The organism is Candidatus Methylomirabilota bacterium, assembly GCA_035315345.1.
Classification (GTDB): Bacteria; Methylomirabilota; Methylomirabilia; order Rokubacteriales; family CSP1-6; genus CAMLFJ01.
In genome coordinates this window covers 34,058-55,556 of record DATFYA010000095.1, presented here as the reverse complement: position 1 = coordinate 55,556, position 21,499 = coordinate 34,058, and the positions used below count along the sequence as shown (strand labels likewise).

Sequence of the window (21,499 nt, the reverse complement as noted above, 5' to 3'; positions counted from 1 at the left end):
CTCACGCGGCCAGTCCGGTCAGCCGCCCCAGCAACACCTCGACCGTGAGGCGCGGGGAAACATTGCCCTGGATGGCCAGCCAGGCCTCGCGGCAATCGCGCAGCGCCTCGGTCAGCCGCTCCAGCGACCGCTCGCGCCCCGCCGCCTGCGCCTCGCTCCGGATCATCAGGCGCGCGGGGGCGCCCGCGAGGCCGCACAGCAGATCGCGGTGCCAGAGCCAGCACGCCTCGACGAACGTCTCCGCGGCCTGCCGGTCGCGCCCGATCTGCTCCCCGAGGCGGAGGACGGCCTCGACGCCCTGCTCCCGCGCCTCGACGAGGAGCCGCAGGCTCCGGGTATGCGCGTCGGTGCGCACGTCGGGCAGCAGCGCGGGCATGCCCTCGGTGAGACGCGGATGGAAGCGCACGACCTGGCAGCGCGACAGCACGGTCGGCGGCAGCGCGCGGAGCTGTGAGAGGATCAGGATGATCACGGTCCGGGCCGGCGGCTCCTCGAGCGTCTTCAGGAACGCCTGGGGCGTCGCCGCGGTCATCTTCTCGGCGTCATCCACCACGAAGACCTTGATGTTCGCCTCCAGCGGCTTGAGCGCAGCCAGCCGCTCCAGCTCGCGGACCGTTTCGATCCGCAGCGCCGGCGCTCCCTTGGGGTTACCCGCGGGCGGCGTCGCGCCGAGCACGTGGATGTCGGGATGACGGCGGGGCGGTTGGCCGCCGCGCTCGGCCCGCTGCGCGGCGGCGCTGCCCGGCGGGGCTACCAGTGCCGACGCGAAGGCCAGCGCCGTGGCCTTCCGGCCCGAGCCCTCCGGCCCCACGAAGGCGTACGCGTGCGCGACCCGCGACGTGGCGAGCGCGCGGCGCAGCAGCGTCACCGCCTCGGGCTGGTCACGGATCCCCTCAAGCGCCACCGGCACCTCCGCGACGGCTCAGATGATCGTCCACGACCCGCACCACCTCGGCGTGCAGCGCGTCGGCCTCCTGCGCGGCGTCGAGCACCGCCACCCGGCGCTTGTCGCCCCGCGCGATCTCGAGGTACCCCTCGCGCACGCGCCGATGGAAGGCGAGGTCCATCTTCTCGAACGCGTCGAGCGTGCGGCCCCGGATGCGCTGCATGCCGATGGCCGGGTCCAGATCCAGCACCAGCGTCAGGTCGGGAACGAGGCCGCCGGTGGCGAGCACGTTCAGCTCACGGATGGTCTGGACGTCCAGCCCCTGTCCGTAGCCCTGGTAGGCCACGGTGGCGTCGGCGTACCGGTCGGAGAGCACCACCGCGCCCCGCGCGAGCGCGGGCGCGATGATCCGCGTGACGTGCTCCTGGCGAGCGGCCATGAACAGAAACGCCTGGGTGAGCGGCGTCGGTGTCGGGCCCTCCTCGAACAGCGTGCGGATGCGCAGACCGAGCGCGGTGCCGTCCGGCTCACTGGTCTGGGCAACTTCGAGCCACCGACTGGACAGATACCGCGCGAGCCGGGTGCACTGCGTGGATTTCCCCGAGCCTTCCACACCTTCGAAGGTGATCAGGATCCCCCGCATGCGCGTAACTGTAACACAGTGATTTGCCGAGGGCGCCGCTGCCACCGTCCTACCTGCAGAGGGAAATTGCTTCCCTAATCCTGGCCACGCCGCTTCTTAACGCATGGCAGCGTAGGACGCTCTGATCGGCATTTCGAGCGACTTTGCCGCGTGGCCCGCGTTTTGCTCTCGTTGGAAATCGCCCGGAGCGGAGCGCGGGTTGACGAAGCGCCGAATCCCTCGTCACACACCGGTTCTGAGCGAGGGGGCCCGCCTCCGCTCCCGGGTCCAGACTCACGGGTTGAAACGATGCGGATCGCTCGAGCGTCACAGGGGTGAAAGGCAAACATGACGAAGTCATGCGTCGGCCACGTAGGACTCGCGGGACTGATCAGGACGGCGGTACTCGTCGGACTGGGGGCAATATGGCTGCTGAGTGCCTGACCCTGCACCATGGTGGTCTTCGCGGAGGCGGCCGCGGCTGGAGGGCCGAGCGGTGCGCGACGCCCGAGAGCTGTGAGCTGCATCTGTGCATCGCCGACGGGGACGGCGGCTTCTGGCATCCCGACGACCCGCTGGCGTTCGCGAAGTGGCGCATTCGCGCCGACCTCGACGCCGTCCCGGCCCACGTGATGGTCAATGTCAGCCGGAGCTGGGACATGCTCCGTCGCGCCGCAGTCGTGACGGCGGTGGGACTGGGCGGCACCGTGGCGGTACTCGGCGTGCTCTGGGGGCGTCAGAGGCGCTTCTCCATGAAGACGCTGAGCGGATCCGGCGCGTAGTCGCCGAAGGGCTCGCGCTCGCGGTAGCCGGCCGAGCGATAGAGCCCGAGCGCCTCCGGCTGGTGAATGCCGGTCTCGAGGCGTAGGCACTCGAGGCCCTCTCTCCGCGCTTCCGCCTCCACGCGCTCCAGCAGCCGCCGCCCCAGGCTCATGCCCCGGGCCTCCGGCGTCACGTACATCCGCTTCAGCTCGCCATATCTCTCCGGATCGATCCGCAGGGCGGCGCAGCCCAGGGCAGCGCCGTCACGCCGGGCCACGAAGAACCGGACGGCCGGCGCGGCGAGGGCGTCGACGTCGAGGAAGTGATTGCTCTCGGCCGGGTAGAGCGCGCTCTGATACGCATCGAGGGCCGCCAGCAGGCGCCCCACATCGGCCTGGCGCGGCGATTCCCGCGCGAGCGTGACGTCGCTCATCGCCGCCTGAGCCGTCGCTCGGCGCGCCGGGCATCGGGCCAGTAGCGCAGCGCGGCCGGAGTCAGGGGCAGCGTCCGGCGCGCGATGGCCGCCAGGACGTCCAGCGCGCGCGCCTGACCCCGGCTCCAGGGCAGCCCGTACGCGGCTCGAATGGCCGGGGGCAACAACCCCACCGCCGGCAGGGCGGCCAGCCGGAGCGCGGGCCGCAGCACGCTGGGTACGGGCGGCGCCAGGACCTCTCGCGACAGCCGCCGGGCGGTCTCGGTGACCTCGATCGCTCCCGAGGCGAGCGTCCTCTCCAGGTATTCCTGCAGCTGGGCCTCGGTGCGCGGCAGCCGGCCGGCCGGGATCCCGAGCAGCGGCTCGATCCCGGCGGCGTCGGCGCAGTAGCGGTCGCCCTCCAGGCGATCGATCGGCGCCACGAAGCGCCGGTACGCGAGCAGGAACGAGTCGAGCAGGGTCGCGTGCACCCAGGTGAGCAGGGCCGGATCGTGCGCATCGTAGCCGGCACCGGCCGGCTTGCCGCCCGCGGCCTCGCCGAGGCGCCCGTGCACGCGGTCGTGGATGGCGTTGATCCGCGCGGCCGCGGCCGCCGCCTGCGCGTCGGAGCCGAAGGTCAGCGCGAGCATGGAGCGCAGGGTGCGATCGAGGCGCCTCAGCCAGCCCCAGGGCTCCGTCGTGAACACGCTGTGGTAGGCGACGCCCTGCGCCACCATCGGATGCGCGATCTGCAGCAGGATGGCCCGGCCCCAGCCGGCGAGCAGCACCCGCTCGCGATGGATTGTCCACGCCATGCCGGCGTGCGCGATACCATCGGTGAGGTCGGCCGCGCGCAGATCGGGCATGGACGGTATTATGCCGCGGCCCGGAAACTTGGGGCGGACCCCGGTCGTTGTGTGGGCGTCACCCCTCACTGCGGAAAGGAGAGCGCAATGCGTCGAGCCGTCCCGTTCCTGGCCACGGCCCTGCTGCTGGCCGTCCTCGTCGTCCCGGTCGCCGCCCTGGAAGTCGGCCAGAAAGCGCCCGACTTCACCCTGGCGGCACCCGGAGGCAAGCAGGTCAAGCTGTCTGACCTGACCGCCAAGGGTCCCGTCGTCATCTTCACCTTCATCCAGGCGTTCACCGGCACCTGAACCAAGGAATTGCTCGGCTTCGAGGGGGCCATGCCCCAGTTCGAGGCCGCGGGCGCCCAGGTCGTGGGCGTGAGTGCCGATCATGTCGCAACCCTGGAAGCCTGGCAGAAGCAGAACAAGGTCTCCTACACGTTGCTGTCCGATTTCCGGCGCACGATGCTGCCGGCCTACGACGCCCTGGTCACCGACGAGAAGAGCCCGATCTTCCGGTACGCCAAGCGCGCCTATTTCGTGATCGACAAGAACGGGGTGGTTCGCTGGACCAAGGTCGAGGCCAATCCGCTCGACCTGCTGGATCCCGCGGAAGTGCTGCAGGCGCTCAAGGACGCGAAAGTCTGATGATCGTCCACTCCGCCGCGGCCAGCCTGCTCGCGGTGGCGCTCTGGGCCGCGGCCGCGGTGGCGCAATCCGCCACCGCGCCGGCGGCCTGGGAAAAAATGGGCGTGCAGAGCTACCAGCCGCCCAAACCCGCCCCAGCCTTCACCCTGCCCGGCCTCGACGGCCGCACCGTGAGCCTGAACGACCAGAAGGGAAAGGCGCTCCTGCTCTTTTTCTGGGCAACCTGGTGACCGGACTGTCGGGAGGAGTTACCTTCCGTCAACCGGCTGTACCAGGAGTTCAAGGCGCAGGGCCTGGAAGTGCTGCTGATCTCCTTCCGTGAGAGCGCCGACCTGGTGAAGCGCACCGCGGTGGAGCGCGGGTATACCGCGCCGGTGCTGCTGGACGCCTCGGGCGACGTCACGGGAAAACTTTACGGAGTGTGGGGCCCGCCGACTGCGTACCTTGTGGACCGCGAGGGGCGCCTGGTCGGTCGAATGGTGGGTGCCAAGGATTGGAGCAGCGCGTCGGCGCGGGACCTGATCCGCGCCCTCGTCGCGACGCCTCGCTGAGCGGCCGCGTAAGCACAACTATTCCTTGTCCGCCTCGGACGATCGCAGTAGATTGTTTGTCTCGAAGCCGTCAGCTCCACTGGAGGATTCCATGATCCGTCGAACGCTCCTCATCGCATCCGCGCTGGGCATGCTGCTCGGTCTCGCCGTCGTCGACGCGCAAGCCGCCACAATCTGGACCGATTGGGAAAGCGCCACCGCCAGTTTGTCGAACTCCGGCTCTGCCTCTGGGTCGCTCAACGGTGTGGGTGTGTCCTACACGGGCGAAGTCAGGGGCAGTGTTCTCAACGGGGTCAGCACGAGCTGGTCGCCCGACACCTCATTCATCGGCGGCACCGTCACGACTTCGCCGAGCGTGGTGGGTGACGAGATCCAGCTACAGGGAACCTTCACGGGACCCAACACGATCACCTTCGCGTCGCCCGTGCAGAATCCCGTCTTCGCGATCTGGAGCCTCGGCGCTCCGAACATCCCGGCGTCGTTCACGTTCGATGCGACACCGACATTTCAGGCTGGCGGTCCCAACACCCAGTTCGGCGGCGCCCCGATCACGGTGTTGGGCAATGTGGTCTCGGGCAACGAAGGCAACGGCGTGATTCAGTTCAGCGGCACGTTCAGCTCGATATCCTGGACCGACACGTTCGAAAATTATTATGCCTTCACGGTCGGCGGGAACGGTCCGTTCGGACCGCCCACTGCCGTTCCCGAGCCCGCCACCCTGATCCTGCTCGGCTCGGGGCTTGCCGGCCTCGCGTGGCGTTTGCGCAGGCAGCGCTAGGCGCGTGACCCGCTGACCGCTAGCCGTGTCCTGCGGCTAGCGGCGGCGGGCCCGCCTGATCCCGCGGGACCGCCGCCAACGCGACGAGGGCGCCGACCAGATCGGCGAGCGCGCCGCGGCTCGCCGAATCCCCCAGCTTGCCGTCGCGGAAGTGCCGCGACTCGAGATACACGCTCGTCGGCACCACCAGCGCGCCGAACCACGCGAGCACCGCGCGCATGTGCCAGTCGACTCCCAGGTAGTGATGCGCGGTGGCTCCCATCGCGACGATGCCCACCGGCTTGGCGCGCAGTGCCTCCACCGGGGTCAGGTCGAGCAGGTTCTTGAGCGCGCCGGTGAGCGAGCCGCGATAGACCGGGCTCGCCAGCAGCACGGCGTCGGCCGCGACGAGCGCGCCGACCACGCGCGCGGTGTCATCGGTGAAGCGCTCGAGGGGCCGCCCGTCCGCGAACGAGATGCGGTGCTCCCCGAGGCTCAGCACCGACGCGGTGACGCCCGGCCTCGCGGCGGCGGTCTCCGCCGCGAATCGCACCGCCGCGTCGAGCCGCCCGGGCGGCGTGACCGCGCCGACGACCGCGAGCAGGTTCACGCCGCCGGCCGATCGCGATCCCGGCGGGCCGCCTCGGCACGCACCAGCGGGATCAGCGCGCGGCCATAGTCGGCGGCGTCGTGCAACGGGTCGAAGCCGCGGATCAGCAGCGTGGTGACGCCCAGATCGTAGTAGTCGAGCAGCGATTCGGCGACCTGCTCGGGCGTGCCGACCAGCGCAGTGGTGTTGCCCGCGCCGCCCACCGCGGCCGCGATCGGCGTCCAGAGCCGCTTGTCGTGCACCTCGGCCTGCTGGGCGAAGTCCACCAGCCGCCGCGCCCCGATCGCCTCGGGTAGCGGCAGCGTCCGGTCGCCCTGCTTGGCCCGCACCTGCTCCAGGATCGCGCGGGCCTTGGCCCACGCCTGGGCCTCGGTCGCGGCGATGATCGGCCGGAGCGAGACGCTGAAGCGCAGCTCGCCCGGGTCGCGGCCCTGGCGCAGCGCAAAGGCGCGGAGGGTGGCGATGCGCTCGCGGATCGCGGCGAGCGGCTCGCCCCAGAGCATGTAGACGTCGCAGTGGCGCACGCCGATCCGGTGCGCGGCCTCGGAGGCCCCGCCGAAGTAGAGCGGGATGCGCGGCTGCTGGCGCGGCTTGACGTCCGAGTACGCGCCGGTGACGCGGTAGAACTCGCCGGCGTGGTCGAACGGGCGCTCCTCGGTCCACATCCGGCGCATCAGCTCCAGGTACTCGTCGGTGCGCCGATAGCGGGTGTCGTGCTCCACGAAGTCGCCGTCGCGCGCCTGATCCGCGTCGCTGCCGCCGGTGATGATGTGGAGCGCGACCCGCCCGCCGGACAGCTGGTCGAGCGTGGCCGCCTTGCGTGCGGCCAGGGTCGGGGCCACGAAGCCGGGCCGGTGCGCGATCAGGTACCCGAGCCGCTCGGTGTGGGCCGCCGCGTAGCTCGAGATCAGGAAGCCGTCGGCCGCGGTGGACGTGTAGCCGACCAGTACCTTGTCGAAGCCGGCGTCCTCGTGGGTGCGTGAGAAGTCGCGGATCCAGACCATGTCGATGGCCCCGCCGATGACGTGCACCGCGGCGCCGTCGGCCCCCTCGGGCCGCACCCCGATCATCCCGACGAACTCGATGGCCATCACGCTCTCCTTGCCGCCGCCGGCACGGTCACGCGCGAGGCGATGTGCTCGGCCAGGTGGGCCGCGTCGTCTCCGACGCCGCACAGCACCGACGACCGCAGCGTGTGGAGCCACGGCAGGCCGAGGAAGTAGACGCCCGGGCAGCGCGTGACGCCACGGCGATGCACCGGCTCGCCCCGGTCGTCGAGGATGGGCAGCCGGATCCACCCGAAGTCGCGGCGGAACCCGGTGGCCCAGATCACCGCGGTGATGCCGGCCTCCTCGAGATCCAGCTCACGGATCGGCGGCATCGCCGACGACGCGGGAGGCGCTGCGGTCGGCTCGGCCGGAGCCTCGATGCCGGACCGCTCGATGTACGCGTCGACGGTGCGGGCGAACGCGGCGACGCTCTCGTCGCCGGCGGCCAGCAGCGCCTCCACGTCGTCGGCCAGGCGCAGACGCGAGCCGGTGATTTCGGAGAGATGCCCGAGCAGCACGACGCCGTCGGCGCGATAGCGCCGCAGATCGATGTCGTGGCCGCCGCCGACGCCGGTGACGAGCGGATTCGGCCGCTCGCGCGCCTCCGGCCGCTCATCGATCGGCTGGTCGAGCGCGCCGAGCCGCTCCATCCACCAGAACATGTCGCGCCCGCGGTAGCGGCGAGGAAAGCGGCGATGACGCCCCACCGAGAGATACACGCGCCGTCCCGCGGCCAGCAGGTCCTCGACGATCTGGCAGCCGGATGCACCGGAGCCGACCACCAGCACCGCACCGGCCGGCAGCTGACCCGGATTGCGATAGCCGCTCGAGTGCACCTGGCGCACCCGGCTCGGCAGGGCCCGGCTCGTCGCGGGCACGATCGGCTCCTGGTACGGGCCGGTTGCGATCACCACGTTGTCGGCCTCGATGGGCCCGTCGGTCGTCTCGAGATGAAGCAGTTCGCCGGCGGCCGCCGGCCGCAGCGCGGTCGCGCCGACGCCGGTTCGCACCGGCGCCCGGATGGCGTCGCGATAGCGCTCGATGAACGCGATCACCTCGTCGCGGGAGGCGAAGCCCTCGGGATCGCCGCCGTCGTATGGCTGGCCGGGCAGGCGCATGCTCCAGTTGGGAAACTGGAACATCAGCGAGTCCCAGCGCTCGCTGCGCCAGCGCTCGGCCACCCGGCCGCGCTCGAGGACGACGTGCGGCCGTCGGAGCCGGCTCAGCTGATGGCTCATCGCGAGGCCGGCCTGCCCGCCGCCGACGATCACGGTCTCCTGCCGCTCGCTCATGACCCGACAAGGCTACGGAGACGAGTCGGCCGAGTCAATCCGCCCCGCGCGCGCTTGCGCCGTCGATGCAGGCGCCTATACTGAGCTGGTGTTCCATCCCGTCGTCGACCAGTGGTTCCGTCAGCGCTACACCGAGCCCACACCGGTCCAGGCCCAGGCCTGGCCGCTCATCGCCGCCGGCCACGACGTCCTGCTGACCGCGCCCACCGGCTCGGGCAAGACGCTCGCCGCGTTCCTGGCCTGTCTCGACCAGCTCTTCCGCGAGGCGGTGGAGGGTCGGCTCGAGGAGCGCACCGCGATCCTCTACGTCTCGCCGCTCAAGGCGCTCTCCAACGACGTGCGGCGCAACCTGGAGGAGCCGCTGCGCGAGCTGGCCGACGCCGCGGTGGCGGCGGGGCTGCCCGCGCCCGAGATCCGCACCGCGGTGCGGACGGGCGATACGCCCGCGCACGAGCGGCGACAGGTCGGCCGCCGCCCACCGCACGTGCTGGTGACCACGCCCGAGTCGCTCTTCATCCTTCTCACCGCGGAGTCCAGCCGACGCTGGCTGTCCCAGGTGCGCACCGTCATCGTGGACGAGATCCACGCGGTGGCCGGCGACAAGCGCGGCGCGCATCTCGCGCTCTCGCTGGAGCGGCTCGAGGAGCTGGTGCGGACGGGCGGCGGCGCCCGCCTGCAGCGCATCGGACTCTCGGCCACCGTCCGCCCGATCGAGACCGCGGCGCGGCTCCTCGTCGGGGGCGACCGGCCGCGGCCCGAGATCGTCAACGTCGGCCAGCGGCGCGACATGGACCTGGCGGTGGAGATGATCGGCGACGAGCTGGGCGCGGTCTGCACCAACGAGCAGTGGGAGGAGATCTACGACCGCGTGGCCACCCTGGCCCGCGAGCACCGCTCCACCCTGGTGTTCGTCAACACTCGCCGTCTGGTCGAGCGCGTCACCCGTCACCTGGCCGAGCGCCTGGGCGCCGAGCGGGTGGCCGCGCATCACAGCAGCCTGAGCCGGCAGCGCCGCTTCGACGCCGAGCAGCGGTTGAAATCGGGCGAGCTGTCGCTGGTGGTGGCCACCGCGTCGCTCGAGCTGGGCATCGACGTGGGCACCGTGGACCTCACGTGCCTGATCGGCTCGCCGCGCTCGATCGCGACCGCGCTGCAGCGGGTGGGCCGCTCCGGCCACGCCCTGCTCGCCACCCCCAAGGGCCGCCTCTTCCCGCTCACCCGCGACCAGCTGGTCGAGTGCGCGGCGCTGGCCCGCGCGGCGCGCCGCGGCGAGATCGATCGGCTCGCGCTGCGCGCCGCGCCGCTCGACGTCCTCGCCCAGCAGATCGTGGCCATCTGCGCGAGCGAGGAGCAGGACGAGGACCGGCTGTTCGCGCTGTGCCGGCGCGCCGCGCCGTACGCCGATCTCACCAGGCACGACTTCGACCAGGTGGTGGACGTGCTGGCCGACGGCATCGCCACCCGGCGCGGGCGCGCGGCGGCGCGGCTGCACCGCGATGCGGTGGGGCGGCGCCTGAAGGCGCGCCGCGGCTCCCGGCTGGCCGCCATCACGTCGGGGGGCGCGATTCCGGACAACGCGAACTACGACGTGGTGCTGGAGCCGGACGAGACCACGATCGGCTCGCTCGACGAGGACTTCGCGATCGAGTCGATGGCGGGCGACGTCATCCTGCTCGGCAACACCTCATGGCGCATCCGGCGGATCGAGAGCGGGAAGGTGCGCGTGGAGGACGCGGGCGGTGCGCCGTCCACCATTCCGTTCTGGCTGGGCGAGGGGCCGGCGCGCACGCCGGAGCTGTCCACCGAGCTCGCGGCGGTGCGCCAGGGCGTGGCCGACCGGCTGCACGAGCCGGAGGCGGCCGTCGCGTGGCTCGAGCAGGAGACCGGCCTCGACCGCCGCGGCGCCACGCTGGCCCGCGACTACATCGCGGCCGCGCAGGCGGCCCTGGGCGCGGTGCCCACGCGGGAGACGGTGGTGGTGGAGCGCTTCTTCGACGAGGCCGGTGGCATGCAGATGGTGATCCACGCCCCCTTCGGCGGCCGCGTCAACCGCGCCTGGGGCATGGCGCTGCGCAAGCGGCTCTGTCACTCGTTCAACTTCGAGCTGCAGGCCGCGGCCACCGACGACGGCGTGCTGCTCTCGCTGGGCCCGCAGCACAGCTTTCCGCTCGACGCGGTCTTCGAGATGCTGCACCCGCCCGGGCTCGACGAGCTGCTGATCCAGGCCGCCCTGCAGGCGCCGATGTTCGCCACCCGCTGGCGCTGGAACGCCACCCGCTCGCTGGCGCTGCTCCGCTGGCAGGGCGGCCGCAAGGTGCCGCCGTATCTCCAGCGGATGCGCGCCGAGGATCTCCTGGTCGCGGTGTTCCCGGCCCAGGCCGCCTGCCAGGACAACATGGACGGCGGGCCCGTCGAGGTACCGGACCACCCGCTGGTCCGCGAGACCCTGCGGGATTGCCTGACCGAGGCCATGGACATCGACGGCCTCCGCGCCGTGCTCACCGCGCTCCACGACGGCCAGATCCGGCGCGTGGTGCGGGAGACGCCGGAGCCGTCCGTCTTCGCTCACGAGATCCTGAACGCGAATCCCTACGCCTATCTCGACGATGCCCCGCTCGAGGAGCGGCGCGCCCGCGCGGTGACCCTGCGGCGCGGCCTGCCCGCGGCGGTGGCCGACGACGTCGGACGGCTCGATCCCGCCGCGATCGCGGCGGTGGTCGAGGAGGCGTGGCCGGATCTGCGCAACGCCGACGAGCTGCACGACCTGCTGCTCGACGTGGGCCTGCTCCCCGAGCACATGGCCGAGGCCTGGACCGGCTATCTCGACGAGCTGATCGCGGCCGGGCGCGCCGCGCGACTGCGCGAGGGCCCGCGGGTCGGCTGGGTCGCGGCGGAGCGCCGCTCGCTGGCCGCCGCCGTCTGGCCCGGCGCCCGCTTCGAGCCGGACGTGACCGAGCCGCCCGCGCGCCGGCCGCCCACGTGGTCGGATCGCGAGGGCGCGCTGGTGGAGCTCGTGCGCGCGCACCTGGGCCTGGTGGGCCCGACCACCCCGGCCGCGCTCGCGGCCACGCTCGCGGTGGCGCCCGGCGAGGTGGACGCCGCGCTCGTCGCCGTCGAGGCCGAAGGCGGCGTGCTGCGCGGCCGCTTCACGCCCGAGGGCCTCGCCGCCGACGCAGTGGAATGGTGCGATCGGCGGCTCCTCGCGCGGATTCACCGGCGCACCCTCGAGGGGCTGCGCCGCCTGATCGAGCCGGTATCGGCGGCGGTGCTGATCCGGTTCCTGCTGGCCTGGCAGCACGTGAAGCCCGGCACGCAGCAGCACGGACGCGACGGCCTGCTGCGGGTCACCGAGCGGCTGCAGGGCTTCGAGATCGCCGCGGGCGCCTGGGAGCGCGACGTGCTCCCCGCGCGCGTGGCCGGCTACCAGCCGGGCTGGCTCGACGAGCTGTGCCTGTCGGGGGAGGTCACCTGGGGTCGACTCGGTCTGCGCGAGAGCACGCGCCACGCCGGCCGGCGGCTCTCGCCCACGGTGCCGATGGCGCTCCTGCTGCGTCGCGACCTCGGATGGCTGCTCGACGCGCGTCCCGAATCGGACGGCGCGGCGGAGGCCTCGGCCCGGCCCTCCGGTCCTGCCCACGACGTGCTGGCCTATCTCACGCTCCGGGGCGCCTCGTTCGTCGACGACATCGCAGCCGGCGTGCGACGGCTTCGGATCGAGGTGGAGGAGGCGCTGTGCGAGCTGGTGACCGCCGGGCTCGTCACCGGAGACGGCTTCGCCGGGCTGCGGAGCTTGATGCACTCCGAGAAGCACCGGCGGCCACGTCCCGGCCGGCCGGCCGCCCCCCGGCCGTCGCCGGGTACCGGGCGCTGGGCCCGCCTCGTGCCGCCCGCCGCGCCGTCCGCCGACGACCTCGTGGAGGCCCGCGCCCGCCAGTACGTCCGACGCTACGGCGTGGTCTTCCGCGATCTGCTGCAGCGGGAGCCGGGGCTGCCCGCGTGGCGCGACCTGCTTCGCGTGTACCGACGTCTCGAGATGCGCGGCGATCTGCGCGGCGGCCGCATCGTGGGCGGATTCGTCGGCGAGCAGTTCGCCGCCCCCGAGGCGCTCGAGTCGCTGCGGGCGCTGCGGCGGGAGCAGGGGGGCGAGCAGACCGTGCGGGTGTCCGCGGTCGACCCGCTGAACCTGGTGGGCGTCATCACGCCGGGCCCGCGCGTGCCCGCGGTCCTCGGCCACCACGTGGAGTATCGCGACGGCGTGCCCATTCCCGAGGAGCCGCGGAGCCGCCGAGTACGGGCGGCGTCGCGGAAGCGCCGCTAGCGGCGCAGGGTGTCGCTGAGCCCGCGAGTCTGGATGCCCCCGGTGAGATCGGGGTCGACGTTCGGCTTGCGCATCGGGGTGGGTTGCGCGTTGCGCAACGTCTCATCGCTCCGGCGCCGATCGATCTCCCGGATCGCCTGCGCCGTGTCCTCCTCGAGCTTCTTCGTCGGCACCGGCCGGACGGGCGGGGTGCGCGGCTTGTACTCGAGATCGATCGATCCCGGCGTGTTCTGAGCCGGGACCGCTCCGGCGCTCAGCAGGACCGTCAGCACCGCCAGCAATGCGATCCTCATGGCACCCTCCGGTCACGAGGGTAGGCACCGGCGACCCGGCCTGTCAAACTTTGAAAACCGCAGATAGTCTCGGTCATGATGGCCCGGTGGCGCGATACGATGTCCGATGGGGCGGCAGCGGCTCGATCACGTGGTGCGACGCGGGAGTGACGCATGACGATGCGACGGATGGGGTACGTGGCTGTCGTGGGCTGGCTGGCTTTGCTTCCATCGGGGAGCCCGGCCCAGGACGCGGTGGATGCCAGCTCTCTGCGGCTCCGCTGGGACGTGGATCCGCCCGCGCAGGGGCTGCAGACGGTGTGCGGACGTGTGTTCAACGACCAGCAGATGGCCGCGCGGCGAGTCCGCGTCCGCGTCGAGGGTCTCGATGAGCGTGGCGAGGTGACCCGGCGCCGGGACGGCGACGTGCTCGGCCAGATCTCGTCGAGGAGCGCCGGGCTCTTCTGCGTGAGCATGGCGGCCGGCGCGGCCACCTACCGGGTCACCGTCGTCTCCGTCGATTGGGTCGCCGAGACTCAGTCTCCCTGAGACCTTGGTAGTAGCCCGCGCTCACCGCGTCGTCGGCTCGCCCGCGCCGGGCTGGCGGGTGAGCCGCAGATACGGCTTGAGCGCGCGCCAGCCTCCCGGGAACTTGCCCCGGGCCTCGTCGTCCGAGACGGCGGGCACGATGATCACATCCTCGCCCGGCTTCCAGTTCACCGGCGTCGCCACCCGATGGGCGTCGGTGAGCTGCAGCGAGTCGATCACCCGGACGATCTCGTCGAAGTTCCGCCCGGTGGTCTGGGGATAGGTGAGGAAGAGGCGCAGCGTCTTCTTCGGGTCGATCACGAACACGGTGCGGACCGTGTAGACCTCGTCGTGAGCGGGATGGATCATGCCGTACAGGTTCGCCACCTTCCGATCGGGGTCGGCGATGATCGGGAAGTTCACCGCCTGCCCTTGCGTCTCCTTGATGTCGGCCAGCCATCCCTGATGCGAGGCGACCGGATCGATCGAGAGCCCGATCGCCTTCACCCCGCGCCGGGCGAACTCGGGCGCCAGCCGCGCGACGTAGCCCAGCTCGGTGGTGCACACCGGGGTGAAATCGCGCGGGTGCGAGAACAGGACGGTCCAGCTGTCGCCGGCCCACTCGTGGAAGCGGATCGGGCCGATGGTGCTCTCGGCCTGGAAGTCGGGAGCGGTATCACCGAGTCGTAGCGTCATCGTGGTGTCTCCTTGGTGGTGGGTTTCTGTGGATGCTCGCGCTCAAGCCCGTTTCACGCTCGTCTCCTCGAAGCACGAAAGCCGAGGAGGATCGCCGGCTCGCGACCCTCACTCGGCTTTCTGTCTCGGTGCTGCGACTTGTGCCTTCTAGGGTTGCCTCATCCGAAATACCGGAACGGAATCTCCACCCAGGCTTTACAGCGTGGACACTTCGCGGTGACCCGTCCCGAGGCGCGGTCGACGCGCACGATCGCGTTCTTCACGACGACCGCGTCCGGTCCGGGCACGACGATCTTGGTGGCGCAGACCTGACAACGGATCGCGACGGGGGCGTCGACAACGGGAGGGGCTAAGGCGGCCACGGTCGAATAGTACTATCCCGACCGGCTATGTCAAGAACTGTCTTTGATCCCGCCCGAATTGACCAATTTGACTTCGTGGAGGGGAACGGGCGCCGCGATGCCGGCCGATCCGAAGCGCTCGATCAGCGCCCGGTACACCTCGCCCTCGGCGATCACCACGTCCGGCACCTGAACCCACGGGTGGATGCCGATCCGGATCCCGGCGACCTCGATCTGCCCGACGCCGATCACCGGCGCCGGCTGCGGCAGCACCCGCGGGTTGGCGCTGACCACGTCGCGCACCAGCGCCAGCACCGCGTCGAGATCGGAGCCGTGTGGCACGCTCACGGTCAGGTGAATCTGTCGGACCGTGCCGAAGTTGTGGAGGATCTCGCCCACGATCTTGCGGTTCGGGATGATGATGCGCGACCGGTCAGGGTGCAGCAGCGTGGTCGAGAACAGCTCGATGGTGGCCACGTCGCCCTTCATGCCCACGATCTCGATGTGCTCGCCGACCCGGAACGGCTTGGTGAAGATGATGGTGAGGCCGGCGATCACGTTGCCGAGCACGCCCTGCAGGGCGATGCCGACGCCGAGACCGGCGACTCCGATCCCGGCGACCAGGGGGGCGATCTGGAAGCCGAACTTGTCGAGCGCGATGACCAGCGCGAACAGCAGGACGACGACTCTCACGACCCGCACGATGAGCCGGAGCAGCGGCGGCTCCAGCGCCATGCGCCGGAGCGGCCGCTCCACCAGCCCGCCGATCCACCACGCGAGGACGAACCCCGCGCAGAGGATCACGATCGCCCCCAGCACCTGGAATCCGTAGCGGATCGCCAGGTCGATGATCAGGTCGTGGGCGGGCACGGCCATTCCCCGGTCACCCGGTCAGGTCGTGAGAGTCCCGATGCTCACCGCTCCTTGGTCAGGAACGTATCATTGCGGTTCTTCGACCAGCACGACTCCTTGTGCTCGGTGCAGACCGGCCGCTCCTTGCCGTAGGAGATCGTGGTGATGCGGCTGGCCTCGATGCCGTTGGCGATCAGGTAATTCATCGCCGACTTGGCCCGCCGCTCGCCGAGGGCCAGGTTGTATTCGGCGGTGCCGCGCTCGTCGCAGTGCCCCTCGATCAGCACGAGCTGGTTGGGATTGGCCTTGAGATAGGCCGCGCCGGCGTCCAGCACCTTGGCGTCGGCGGGACGGATCTCCGCCTTGTCGAAGGCGAAGAAGATCTGCTTCAGCGCGTCGTTGGCCCGGTACTCCTTCGGCGGGGCCGGGGGCGGCGGGGTCGGCGCGGCCACCGGCGGCGGCGTCGGGGCCGGGGCCGGAGCGGGCGGCGGCGGCGCGGGCGCCGGCGGGGCGGCGGCCGGCGGCGGCACCGGCGGGGGCGCGCTGGCCTGCGTCATCTGGGGCCGCTTCGGGCAGCCCGCGAGCAACAGGGTGAGCGAGAGGATCGGAATAACCGTGGCCAGTGACCTCAGGTGTCGATTCATCGATTGGTCTCCTATTTCTTCATGCGTTGCTCGAGCCCCTTCAGGAGCTTCTCCGCCTGGTCGATGTTGCGGCGAGCGTTCGCGTGGTTGGGATCCATCTCGAGCACCACACGCCACTCCGCGATCGCCTCCTTCAGCTTTTCCTCCCGATAGAACCGCACGCCCTGCGTGTAGTGCTGTTCGATGGTACGCGTACGGGCCTGCTTGAGCAGGGCCGGCGCGTCCTCGTAGTCCGGCTGCATGCGCGTCAGCATGGTCAGGCTCTGGATGGACTCCGGATACTGCTTGGCCTCCATCTGGCTCTTGGCCTGGCCGTAGAGCGCCTGCTTCCTCAGCGCGATGCCGTCGCGATCCCCCGGCTTGCCGGCCAGGTACTTGTCCACCGTGCCCAGCGCGTCGGGGTAGTCGCTGCGCTCGAGCGCCTCGCGCGCCTCGGCCAGCAGAGGATTGACCTCGGGCGCGAGCTCCTCCTTCGCCGGAGGGGCGGGAGCGGGCGCGGCCGGCGCGACCGGCGCCGAGCGCGGCATGTCCGGGGTCGGCACTGCCGCCACCACCGGCGGCGGCTTGCGCGCCTCGGCGTGCACGAACGGCACGCCCGGGATCTCGGGGATCTTGAGCGTGCTGCCGGGGGCGAGGCGCGGGTTCGGCGGCAGCTGGTTGGTCTCCCAGATCACCTCGGAGCGCGAGCGGTCCCCATAGTAGCGCTGGGCCAGCGCGCTCAGGGTGTCCCCGGCCCGGACGGTGTGGGTGATGAACTCCACCTCCCGGGTGTTGCTCTGCAGGAGATCGAACGCGCCCCGGTTGCCCGGATCGAGCGCGAGCGCGGCGAGGAACTTGCGCCGCGCCTCCACCTGCACGCCGCGGGCGAGTGCCTTGCGCCCCTCGTCGACGCGCTCGCCCACCTGCTGCTCGATCTTCGTCTGCAGCACGCGCAGACTCTCGCGTGCCTTCGCGTCGCCCGGGGTGATCGTGAGCACGATCTTCCATTCCTCGGCGGCGCGGCGGAGCTGCCCGTCCCGCTCGAGCGCCTCGGCCTGCTGGCGATGGCGGACCGCGATCGGGTCGGCGGCGACCGGCGCGGAGGCCGCGGCCGGCGCCTTGGCGCTCGGCGCGGGGCGGGTGCCACCGCCGGCGGTCGCGCAGCCGCCGAGGGCGAGCATCGCGGCGAGCAGCGAGAGCCCGCGCGCCCGCGTCACCGCAGATTCTCCTCCTGGAAAACGTTGAGGTTGCGCACGAAGTCGTCCAGGGTCATCTCGGAATAGATCTGGCTGCGGTGCCCGGTCAGCGGCCGCACGAAGGAGGCGTTGCCCTGCCGGCGCACCGAGAAGGCCGCGATGTAGCCGTGCTCCGTCACCTTGGGCAGCAGGCCCTCCTCCCAGCGGCCGTAGGGATAGGCCAGGATCTGGCTGCGGTGGCCGAGGTTCTTGCTGAACAGCTCCTGCGGCTGCTCCAGCTCGGCCTGCATGCGGCGCGCGTACTGCACCTCGGTCTCGCCGGTGGCGCGGCGCAGGTCGGCGTGGGTCTTGGTGTGGGCCTGGACGTCGAAGCCGTCGGCGGACAATTCGCGCAGGTCGCTCCACGACAGCGCCGCGCGCCCGGCCCCGACCCAGTCCGTGTAGACGAAGAGGGTGGCGGTGAACCCCAGCTCCTTCAACACCGGATAGGCGTAGTCCTTGAACGCGCGGTAGCCGTCGTCGAAGGTCAGCACCACCGCCCGTTGCGGCAGCTGACGGTTGAGGCGAGTGAACTCGATGAAATCGGCGAGGCTCACCACGCGGTAGCCGTTGGTCTTGAGATACCGCATCTGCTCGCGGAAGCTCGAGGCCGCCAGCACCAGCCGGCCCTTCGCCTGCTCGGCGAGGTTGTGGTAGGTGAGGATCGGCACGATCTGGTAGCCGCCCGGCGTCACCCCGGAGAGGTTCCACGGCTTGCGCGGGATCACGACTTCCTGGCCGGGGGCGAAGGCACGCATCCCGGTGTAGTCCTCGATCATCCACGCCCGGTCGGCGCCGCCCAGGTAGCGCGCGGCGAGCGTCTCGGGAGTGTCTCCCGCCTGGGCGAAGGTGACGACGAAATCGTCGGACTGGTACGCGGCGGGCCGCGGCGCGGATTGCGCGGGCGCGGGCCGGGCCGCGGGGGTGGCGGTCGGGGCCGCCGGGTCCGTCGAGGGCCCCATCGAGGCGCAGGCCGAGAGGAGGAGCGCGGTACCCCCGAGGGCCAGCGCGCGCGCGCGAGCGGTCCGATTCATCGCCTCACTATCCTAAACGACCGAGGCGAATAACGGGATCAAACTAGGGAAGCAGGCCGAGCACCTCGTGGACCTCGACCTCCTCCTCCTTGCCCTTCACGCGGATGCGCCCGAGCGGCCGCGTCTCCACCAGGTCGTGCACGCGCTCGTAGGTGCGATGGCTGATCAGGATCTGGCCGGGCTTGGCGCTGGACTCCAGCCGCGCGGCCAGGTTGACGCTGTCGCCGATGACCGTGTACTCCATCCGGTCCTCGGTGCCCACCGTGCCGGCCACCGCCTCGCCCGCGCTGACCCCGATGCCCACCGTGATCGGCTCCTTGCCCTCGCGGGCGCGGCGCTCGTTCAGCCCGCCGATGCCCTCCTGCATGGCGAGCGCGGTGCGAATGGCGCGCTCGGAGTGGTCGGGATGCGCCATGGGGGCGCCGAAGACCGCCATCACCGCGTCGCCGAGGAACTTGTCCAGGGTGCCGTCGTGCTTGAAGGTGGTCTCGATCATCAGGTTGTAGAAGTCGTTGAGCAACAGCACGACCTCCTCGGGATTCATGCGCTCCGACATCGGGGTGAAGCCGCGCACGTCGCAGAAGAGCACGGTGACCTCCCGGCGCTCCCCGGTCAGGGCCAGCTTCTCCGGGTTCTTCAGGATCTCCTCGACCACTTCGCGCGCCACGTAGCGGGTGAAGGCGCGCTTGATCATCTCCTTCTCGCGCAGGCTCCGCGCCATGTGGTTGAAGGACTCGGTGAGCGCGCCCAGCTCGTCGCGCGACGCCACCGGCAGCGAGATGTTGAAGTTGCCCGCCGCGATCGCGCCGGTGGCGCGCACCAGGCGGAAGATCGGGCGCGAGAGCAGCGCGGCGAGGCCGACCGCCCCGCCCAGGCCGGCCAGCACCATCAGCAGCGTGATGAGCAGCGCCTGGTTGCGGGCGCTGGCCAGCGCCGCGTGGATGGCCTCCTCGCTGAAGCCGAGGTAGAGCGCGCCGACCGGCACGCTGCTGTAGACGAGGGGGACCGCGAAGTCGATGATGCGGCCCTGCGGGGCCTTGTAGGACTGCACCAGCAGCCGGTCCTTCAGCGGCCGCAGTCCCTTGGGACGCTCCACCGCGGTCTTCACCGCGGCCCGCGGGTCGGAGTGGGCGAGGACCTTGCCGTCGTGATCGGCCACGATCACGTAGGCCACGTCGGGATCCTTCATGGCGTCGGTGACGAGGACGCCGAGGGTCAGGTCGTCGCCGGTGAGCAGCGGCGTCTTGGCCCCCGCCGCGAAGTTCTCGGCCATGGTGAGGCCGCGCTTGGTCATCTCCGCGGTCAGGCTCTGCTGCTGCTGGCGAAGCAGGAAGAGACCGACGAGGGCCACCGTGAGCACGACCAGCGCGGTGATCAGCAGGCTGAGCTTGACCTTCAGCGGCACCCGGATCGGAGCGGTGCCCGCGACGGCCACCGGGGTCGCCGGGTCTGCCGTCGCCGGCTGCGGATCGCTCGAGGTGGCCTCCACGCGGGACCGGCCTACAGCCCGTGCCGCGGAAAGATCCGCTCGTGGATCTCGCCGACCTGGCGCCGGGCGTAGTCCTCGGTCCAGCGGTGCGTCTCGGGCGGCACCGTCTCGACGGGATCGCTCAGGGTCATGTGCGCAAGGCCGAGCCGCTGCATGTCGGGGTGACTCTCGGGCGGCAGAGCGTCCGGCAGCGCCACGTCGTTCATGGCCGCCCACGCCGCGGTCCAGGCCCGGGCCACGTTGGCGAGGTCGTAGCCGCCGCCCCCGAGGGCGACGACGCGCGGAGCCAGCGGCAGCAGCCGGCGCACCGCGCGGTCGAAGCCCTGCACGGTGAGGCTCAGGTGGGTGAGCGGGTCGGTCCGGTGCGAGTCGATGCCGAGCTGGATGACCAGCGCGTCCGGCCGGAACGCGGTCACCAGCGGCGGCACCACCGCCTCGAACGCCTCGTGGTAGACCGAGTCGTCGGTGAGCGGCTGGAGCGGCACGTTGACGGAATAGCCCAGGCCGTCGCCCTCGCCCATCTCCACCACGAAGCCGGTGCCGGGAAAGAGCCGATCGCCCCGCTCGTGGGTGGAGATCGTCAGCACCTGGGGGTCGTCGTAGAAGGCGAACTGCACGCCGTCTCCGTGATGGGCGTCGATGTCCACGTAGGCCACCCGCAGGCCGCGTCCGCGCAGGTGCATGATCGCCAGCACCGCGTCGTTGACGTAGCAGAAGCCCGAGGCACGCCCGGGCATCGCGTGGTGGAGCCCGCCCGCGAAGTGGAACGCGCGGTCCACCTCGCCGCCGGCCACGAGCTGCGCGGCCAGCAGGGAGCCGCCCGCCGCCAGCTGCGCCGCTTCCCACACCCCCGGGAAGATCGGGTTGTCGCCCGGGCCCAGACCGTAGCGCGCGGCGTGGGGCACCCAGTCGCCCGCGCTCACCGCGCGGAGGATCTCGATGTACTCACGGCTGTGGAAGCGGGCGATCTGATCGAGCGGCGCCGCCTCGGGCGCGAAGACCTTGGCGCGGGGCAGCGCGGTGAGACCGTAGGCCTCCATGAGCCGCCACGTGAGCCCGAGCCGCTCCATGCGCAGCGGATGCTCGCGCCCGTAGTCGAAGTGGCGCCACTCGTCGGAATAGACGATCGCGGTCGTGGTCATGGGCGGCGCCGCGGGAAGCGAGGACGCTTCCAGGTGCCGGACTTGCCGCCGGACTTCTCCACGAGGCACAGGTCGGTGAGGACCACGCCCCGGTCCACCGCCTTCACCATGTCGTACACGGTGAGGCCGGCCACCGCGGCCGCGGTCAGCGCCTCCATCTCCACGCCGGTCTTGTCCACCGTGCGCACGCGCGCGAGCACGGTGATCGTGGACCGGCGCGAGTCGAGCACGAACTCCACGTCCACGCCGGTGATCCGCAGCGGATGGCACAGCGGGATCAGATCGGGGGTGCGCTTGGCCGCCATGATGCCCGCGGTGCGGGCCACTCCGAGGACGTCGCCCTTGGCGAGCTGGCCGGCGCGGACGGCGCCGAGCGTCGCCGGCCTCATCCGGAGGGTCACTCGGGCGGCCGCCTCGCGGACCGTCTCCGACTTGGCGGAGACGTCCACCATGCGCGCCTCACCGGCGGGAGTCAGGTGGGACAGGCCGCGGAAGCCCTGCACGTTCCGCGGCGTGGACATCGGCCGGGTTCGGG

At 71.4% G+C, this 21,499-nt stretch carries 24 protein-coding genes; 7 read left to right on the top strand and 17 right to left on the bottom strand.

Annotated features, from left to right (window positions below; genetic code table 11):
• Position 1: 1 nt before the first annotated feature.
• On the bottom strand, positions 2 to 904 hold the full coding sequence (locus VKN16_12785; GenBank protein ID HME95079.1) for a DNA polymerase III subunit: 903 nt from the start codon (positions 902 to 904) through the stop codon (positions 2 to 4).
• Positions 894 to 1,529, bottom strand: a complete 636-nt coding sequence (tmk, locus tag VKN16_12780) for a dTMP kinase (GenBank protein HME95078.1) — start codon at positions 1,527 to 1,529, stop codon at positions 894 to 896. Before tmk ends, VKN16_12785 begins: the two co-directional genes overlap by 11 nt.
• Positions 1,530 to 1,933: 404 nt before the next feature.
• Between tmk and VKN16_12775 the strand changes: the two genes are divergently transcribed.
• The gene (locus VKN16_12775) at positions 1,934 to 2,290 is read left to right on the top strand and encodes a hypothetical protein (protein HME95077.1); all 357 of its coding nucleotides are present in this window, start codon (positions 1,934 to 1,936) and stop codon (positions 2,288 to 2,290) included.
• On the opposite strand, the gene VKN16_12770 is transcribed toward VKN16_12775, so the two are convergent.
• On the bottom strand, positions 2,245 to 2,703 hold the full coding sequence (locus VKN16_12770; GenBank protein ID HME95076.1) for a GNAT family N-acetyltransferase: 459 nt from the start codon (positions 2,701 to 2,703) through the stop codon (positions 2,245 to 2,247). The two genes, VKN16_12775 and VKN16_12770, sit on opposite strands and share 46 nt — an antisense overlap.
• On the bottom strand, positions 2,700 to 3,548 hold the full coding sequence (locus VKN16_12765) for an oxygenase MpaB family protein (protein HME95075.1): 849 nt from the start codon (positions 3,546 to 3,548) through the stop codon (positions 2,700 to 2,702). The genes VKN16_12770 and VKN16_12765 overlap by 4 nt, the downstream gene beginning before the upstream one ends.
• Before the next feature lie 87 nt (positions 3,549 to 3,635).
• Between VKN16_12765 and VKN16_12760 the strand changes: the two genes are divergently transcribed.
• The 4 genes from VKN16_12760 (at position 3,636) to VKN16_12745 (ending at position 5,504) form a co-directional block, all read left to right on the top strand.
• Positions 3,636 to 3,836, top strand: a complete 201-nt coding sequence (locus VKN16_12760; protein HME95074.1) for a redoxin domain-containing protein — start codon at positions 3,636 to 3,638, stop codon at positions 3,834 to 3,836.
• Positions 3,837 to 3,845: 9 nt separating this feature from the next.
• Positions 3,846 to 4,175: a redoxin domain-containing protein gene (locus VKN16_12755; protein ID HME95073.1), complete on the top strand. Its 330-nt coding sequence runs from the start codon at positions 3,846 to 3,848 to the stop codon at positions 4,173 to 4,175.
• Positions 4,175 to 4,726, top strand: a complete 552-nt coding sequence (locus VKN16_12750; GenBank protein ID HME95072.1) for a TlpA disulfide reductase family protein — start codon at positions 4,175 to 4,177, stop codon at positions 4,724 to 4,726. The genes VKN16_12755 and VKN16_12750 overlap by 1 nt, the downstream gene beginning before the upstream one ends.
• A gap of 91 nt (positions 4,727 to 4,817) precedes the next feature.
• Positions 4,818 to 5,504, top strand: coding sequence for a PEP-CTERM sorting domain-containing protein (locus VKN16_12745; protein ID HME95071.1), 687 nt, complete (start codon positions 4,818 to 4,820; stop codon positions 5,502 to 5,504).
• A gap of 19 nt (positions 5,505 to 5,523) precedes the next feature.
• On the opposite strand, the gene VKN16_12740 is transcribed toward VKN16_12745, so the two are convergent.
• The 3 genes from VKN16_12740 to VKN16_12730 are packed head-to-tail and all read right to left on the bottom strand — an operon-like array spanning position 5,524 to position 8,434.
• Positions 5,524 to 6,093, bottom strand: coding sequence for an NADPH-dependent FMN reductase (locus tag VKN16_12740; GenBank protein HME95070.1), 570 nt, complete (start codon positions 6,091 to 6,093; stop codon positions 5,524 to 5,526).
• Positions 6,090 to 7,184: an LLM class flavin-dependent oxidoreductase gene (locus VKN16_12735; protein ID HME95069.1), complete on the bottom strand. Its 1,095-nt coding sequence runs from the start codon at positions 7,182 to 7,184 to the stop codon at positions 6,090 to 6,092. The genes VKN16_12740 and VKN16_12735 overlap by 4 nt, the downstream gene beginning before the upstream one ends.
• Positions 7,184 to 8,434, bottom strand: coding sequence for an NAD(P)-binding domain-containing protein (locus VKN16_12730; protein ID HME95068.1), 1,251 nt, complete (start codon positions 8,432 to 8,434; stop codon positions 7,184 to 7,186). The genes VKN16_12735 and VKN16_12730 overlap by 1 nt, the downstream gene beginning before the upstream one ends.
• 88 nt (positions 8,435 to 8,522) lie before the next feature.
• Here VKN16_12730 and VKN16_12725 point away from each other — a divergent pair, with 88 nt between their 5' ends.
• Positions 8,523 to 12,752, top strand: coding sequence for a DEAD/DEAH box helicase (locus tag VKN16_12725; protein ID HME95067.1), 4,230 nt, complete (start codon positions 8,523 to 8,525; stop codon positions 12,750 to 12,752).
• Here VKN16_12725 and VKN16_12720 read toward each other — a convergent pair.
• Entirely contained in the window at positions 12,749 to 13,045 is a 297-nt protein-coding gene (locus tag VKN16_12720) for a hypothetical protein (GenBank protein ID HME95066.1), read from the bottom strand. The two genes, VKN16_12725 and VKN16_12720, sit on opposite strands and share 4 nt — an antisense overlap.
• 153 nt (positions 13,046 to 13,198) lie before the next feature.
• On the opposite strand from VKN16_12720, the gene VKN16_12715 reads away from it, so the two are divergent.
• The gene (locus VKN16_12715) at positions 13,199 to 13,573 is read left to right on the top strand and encodes a hypothetical protein (protein ID HME95065.1); all 375 of its coding nucleotides are present in this window, start codon (positions 13,199 to 13,201) and stop codon (positions 13,571 to 13,573) included.
• Between the two features lie 21 nt (positions 13,574 to 13,594).
• Here the strand turns inward: VKN16_12715 and VKN16_12710 are convergent, their stop codons facing one another.
• The 9 genes from VKN16_12710 to moaC form a co-directional block, all read right to left on the bottom strand.
• Positions 13,595 to 14,248 carry a peroxiredoxin gene (locus VKN16_12710; protein ID HME95064.1) on the bottom strand — a complete coding sequence of 218 codons (654 nt, stop codon included), beginning with the start codon at positions 14,246 to 14,248 and terminating at the stop codon, positions 13,595 to 13,597.
• A gap of 158 nt (positions 14,249 to 14,406) precedes the next feature.
• Positions 14,407 to 14,610 (bottom strand): hypothetical protein, encoded by a 204-nt coding sequence (locus tag VKN16_12705; protein HME95063.1) that lies wholly within the window; start codon positions 14,608 to 14,610, stop codon positions 14,407 to 14,409.
• A gap of 30 nt (positions 14,611 to 14,640) precedes the next feature.
• A complete protein-coding gene (locus VKN16_12700) occupies positions 14,641 to 15,465 on the bottom strand; it encodes a mechanosensitive ion channel family protein (protein HME95062.1) in 825 nt (274 codons plus the stop codon).
• 38 nt (positions 15,466 to 15,503) lie between these two features.
• On the bottom strand, positions 15,504 to 16,085 hold the full coding sequence (gene pal, locus VKN16_12695; protein HME95061.1) for a peptidoglycan-associated lipoprotein Pal: 582 nt from the start codon (positions 16,083 to 16,085) through the stop codon (positions 15,504 to 15,506).
• 11 nt (positions 16,086 to 16,096) lie between these two features.
• Positions 16,097 to 17,281: a LysM peptidoglycan-binding domain-containing protein gene (locus VKN16_12690; GenBank protein HME95060.1), complete on the bottom strand. Its 1,185-nt coding sequence runs from the start codon at positions 17,279 to 17,281 to the stop codon at positions 16,097 to 16,099.
• Positions 17,278 to 18,333 carry a polysaccharide deacetylase family protein gene (locus VKN16_12685; GenBank protein HME95059.1) on the bottom strand — a complete coding sequence of 352 codons (1,056 nt, stop codon included), beginning with the start codon at positions 18,331 to 18,333 and terminating at the stop codon, positions 17,278 to 17,280. The genes VKN16_12690 and VKN16_12685 overlap by 4 nt, the downstream gene beginning before the upstream one ends.
• A gap of 43 nt (positions 18,334 to 18,376) precedes the next feature.
• Positions 18,377 to 19,768 carry an adenylate/guanylate cyclase domain-containing protein gene (locus VKN16_12680; protein ID HME95058.1) on the bottom strand — a complete coding sequence of 464 codons (1,392 nt, stop codon included), beginning with the start codon at positions 19,766 to 19,768 and terminating at the stop codon, positions 18,377 to 18,379.
• 65 nt (positions 19,769 to 19,833) lie between these two features.
• The gene (locus tag VKN16_12675) at positions 19,834 to 20,964 is read right to left on the bottom strand and encodes an acetoin utilization protein AcuC (protein ID HME95057.1); all 1,131 of its coding nucleotides are present in this window, start codon (positions 20,962 to 20,964) and stop codon (positions 19,834 to 19,836) included.
• Positions 20,961 to 21,485 (bottom strand): cyclic pyranopterin monophosphate synthase MoaC, encoded by a 525-nt coding sequence (gene moaC, locus VKN16_12670; GenBank protein ID HME95056.1) that lies wholly within the window; start codon positions 21,483 to 21,485, stop codon positions 20,961 to 20,963. Before moaC ends, VKN16_12675 begins: the two co-directional genes overlap by 4 nt.
• Positions 21,486 to 21,499 lie beyond the last annotated feature (14 nt).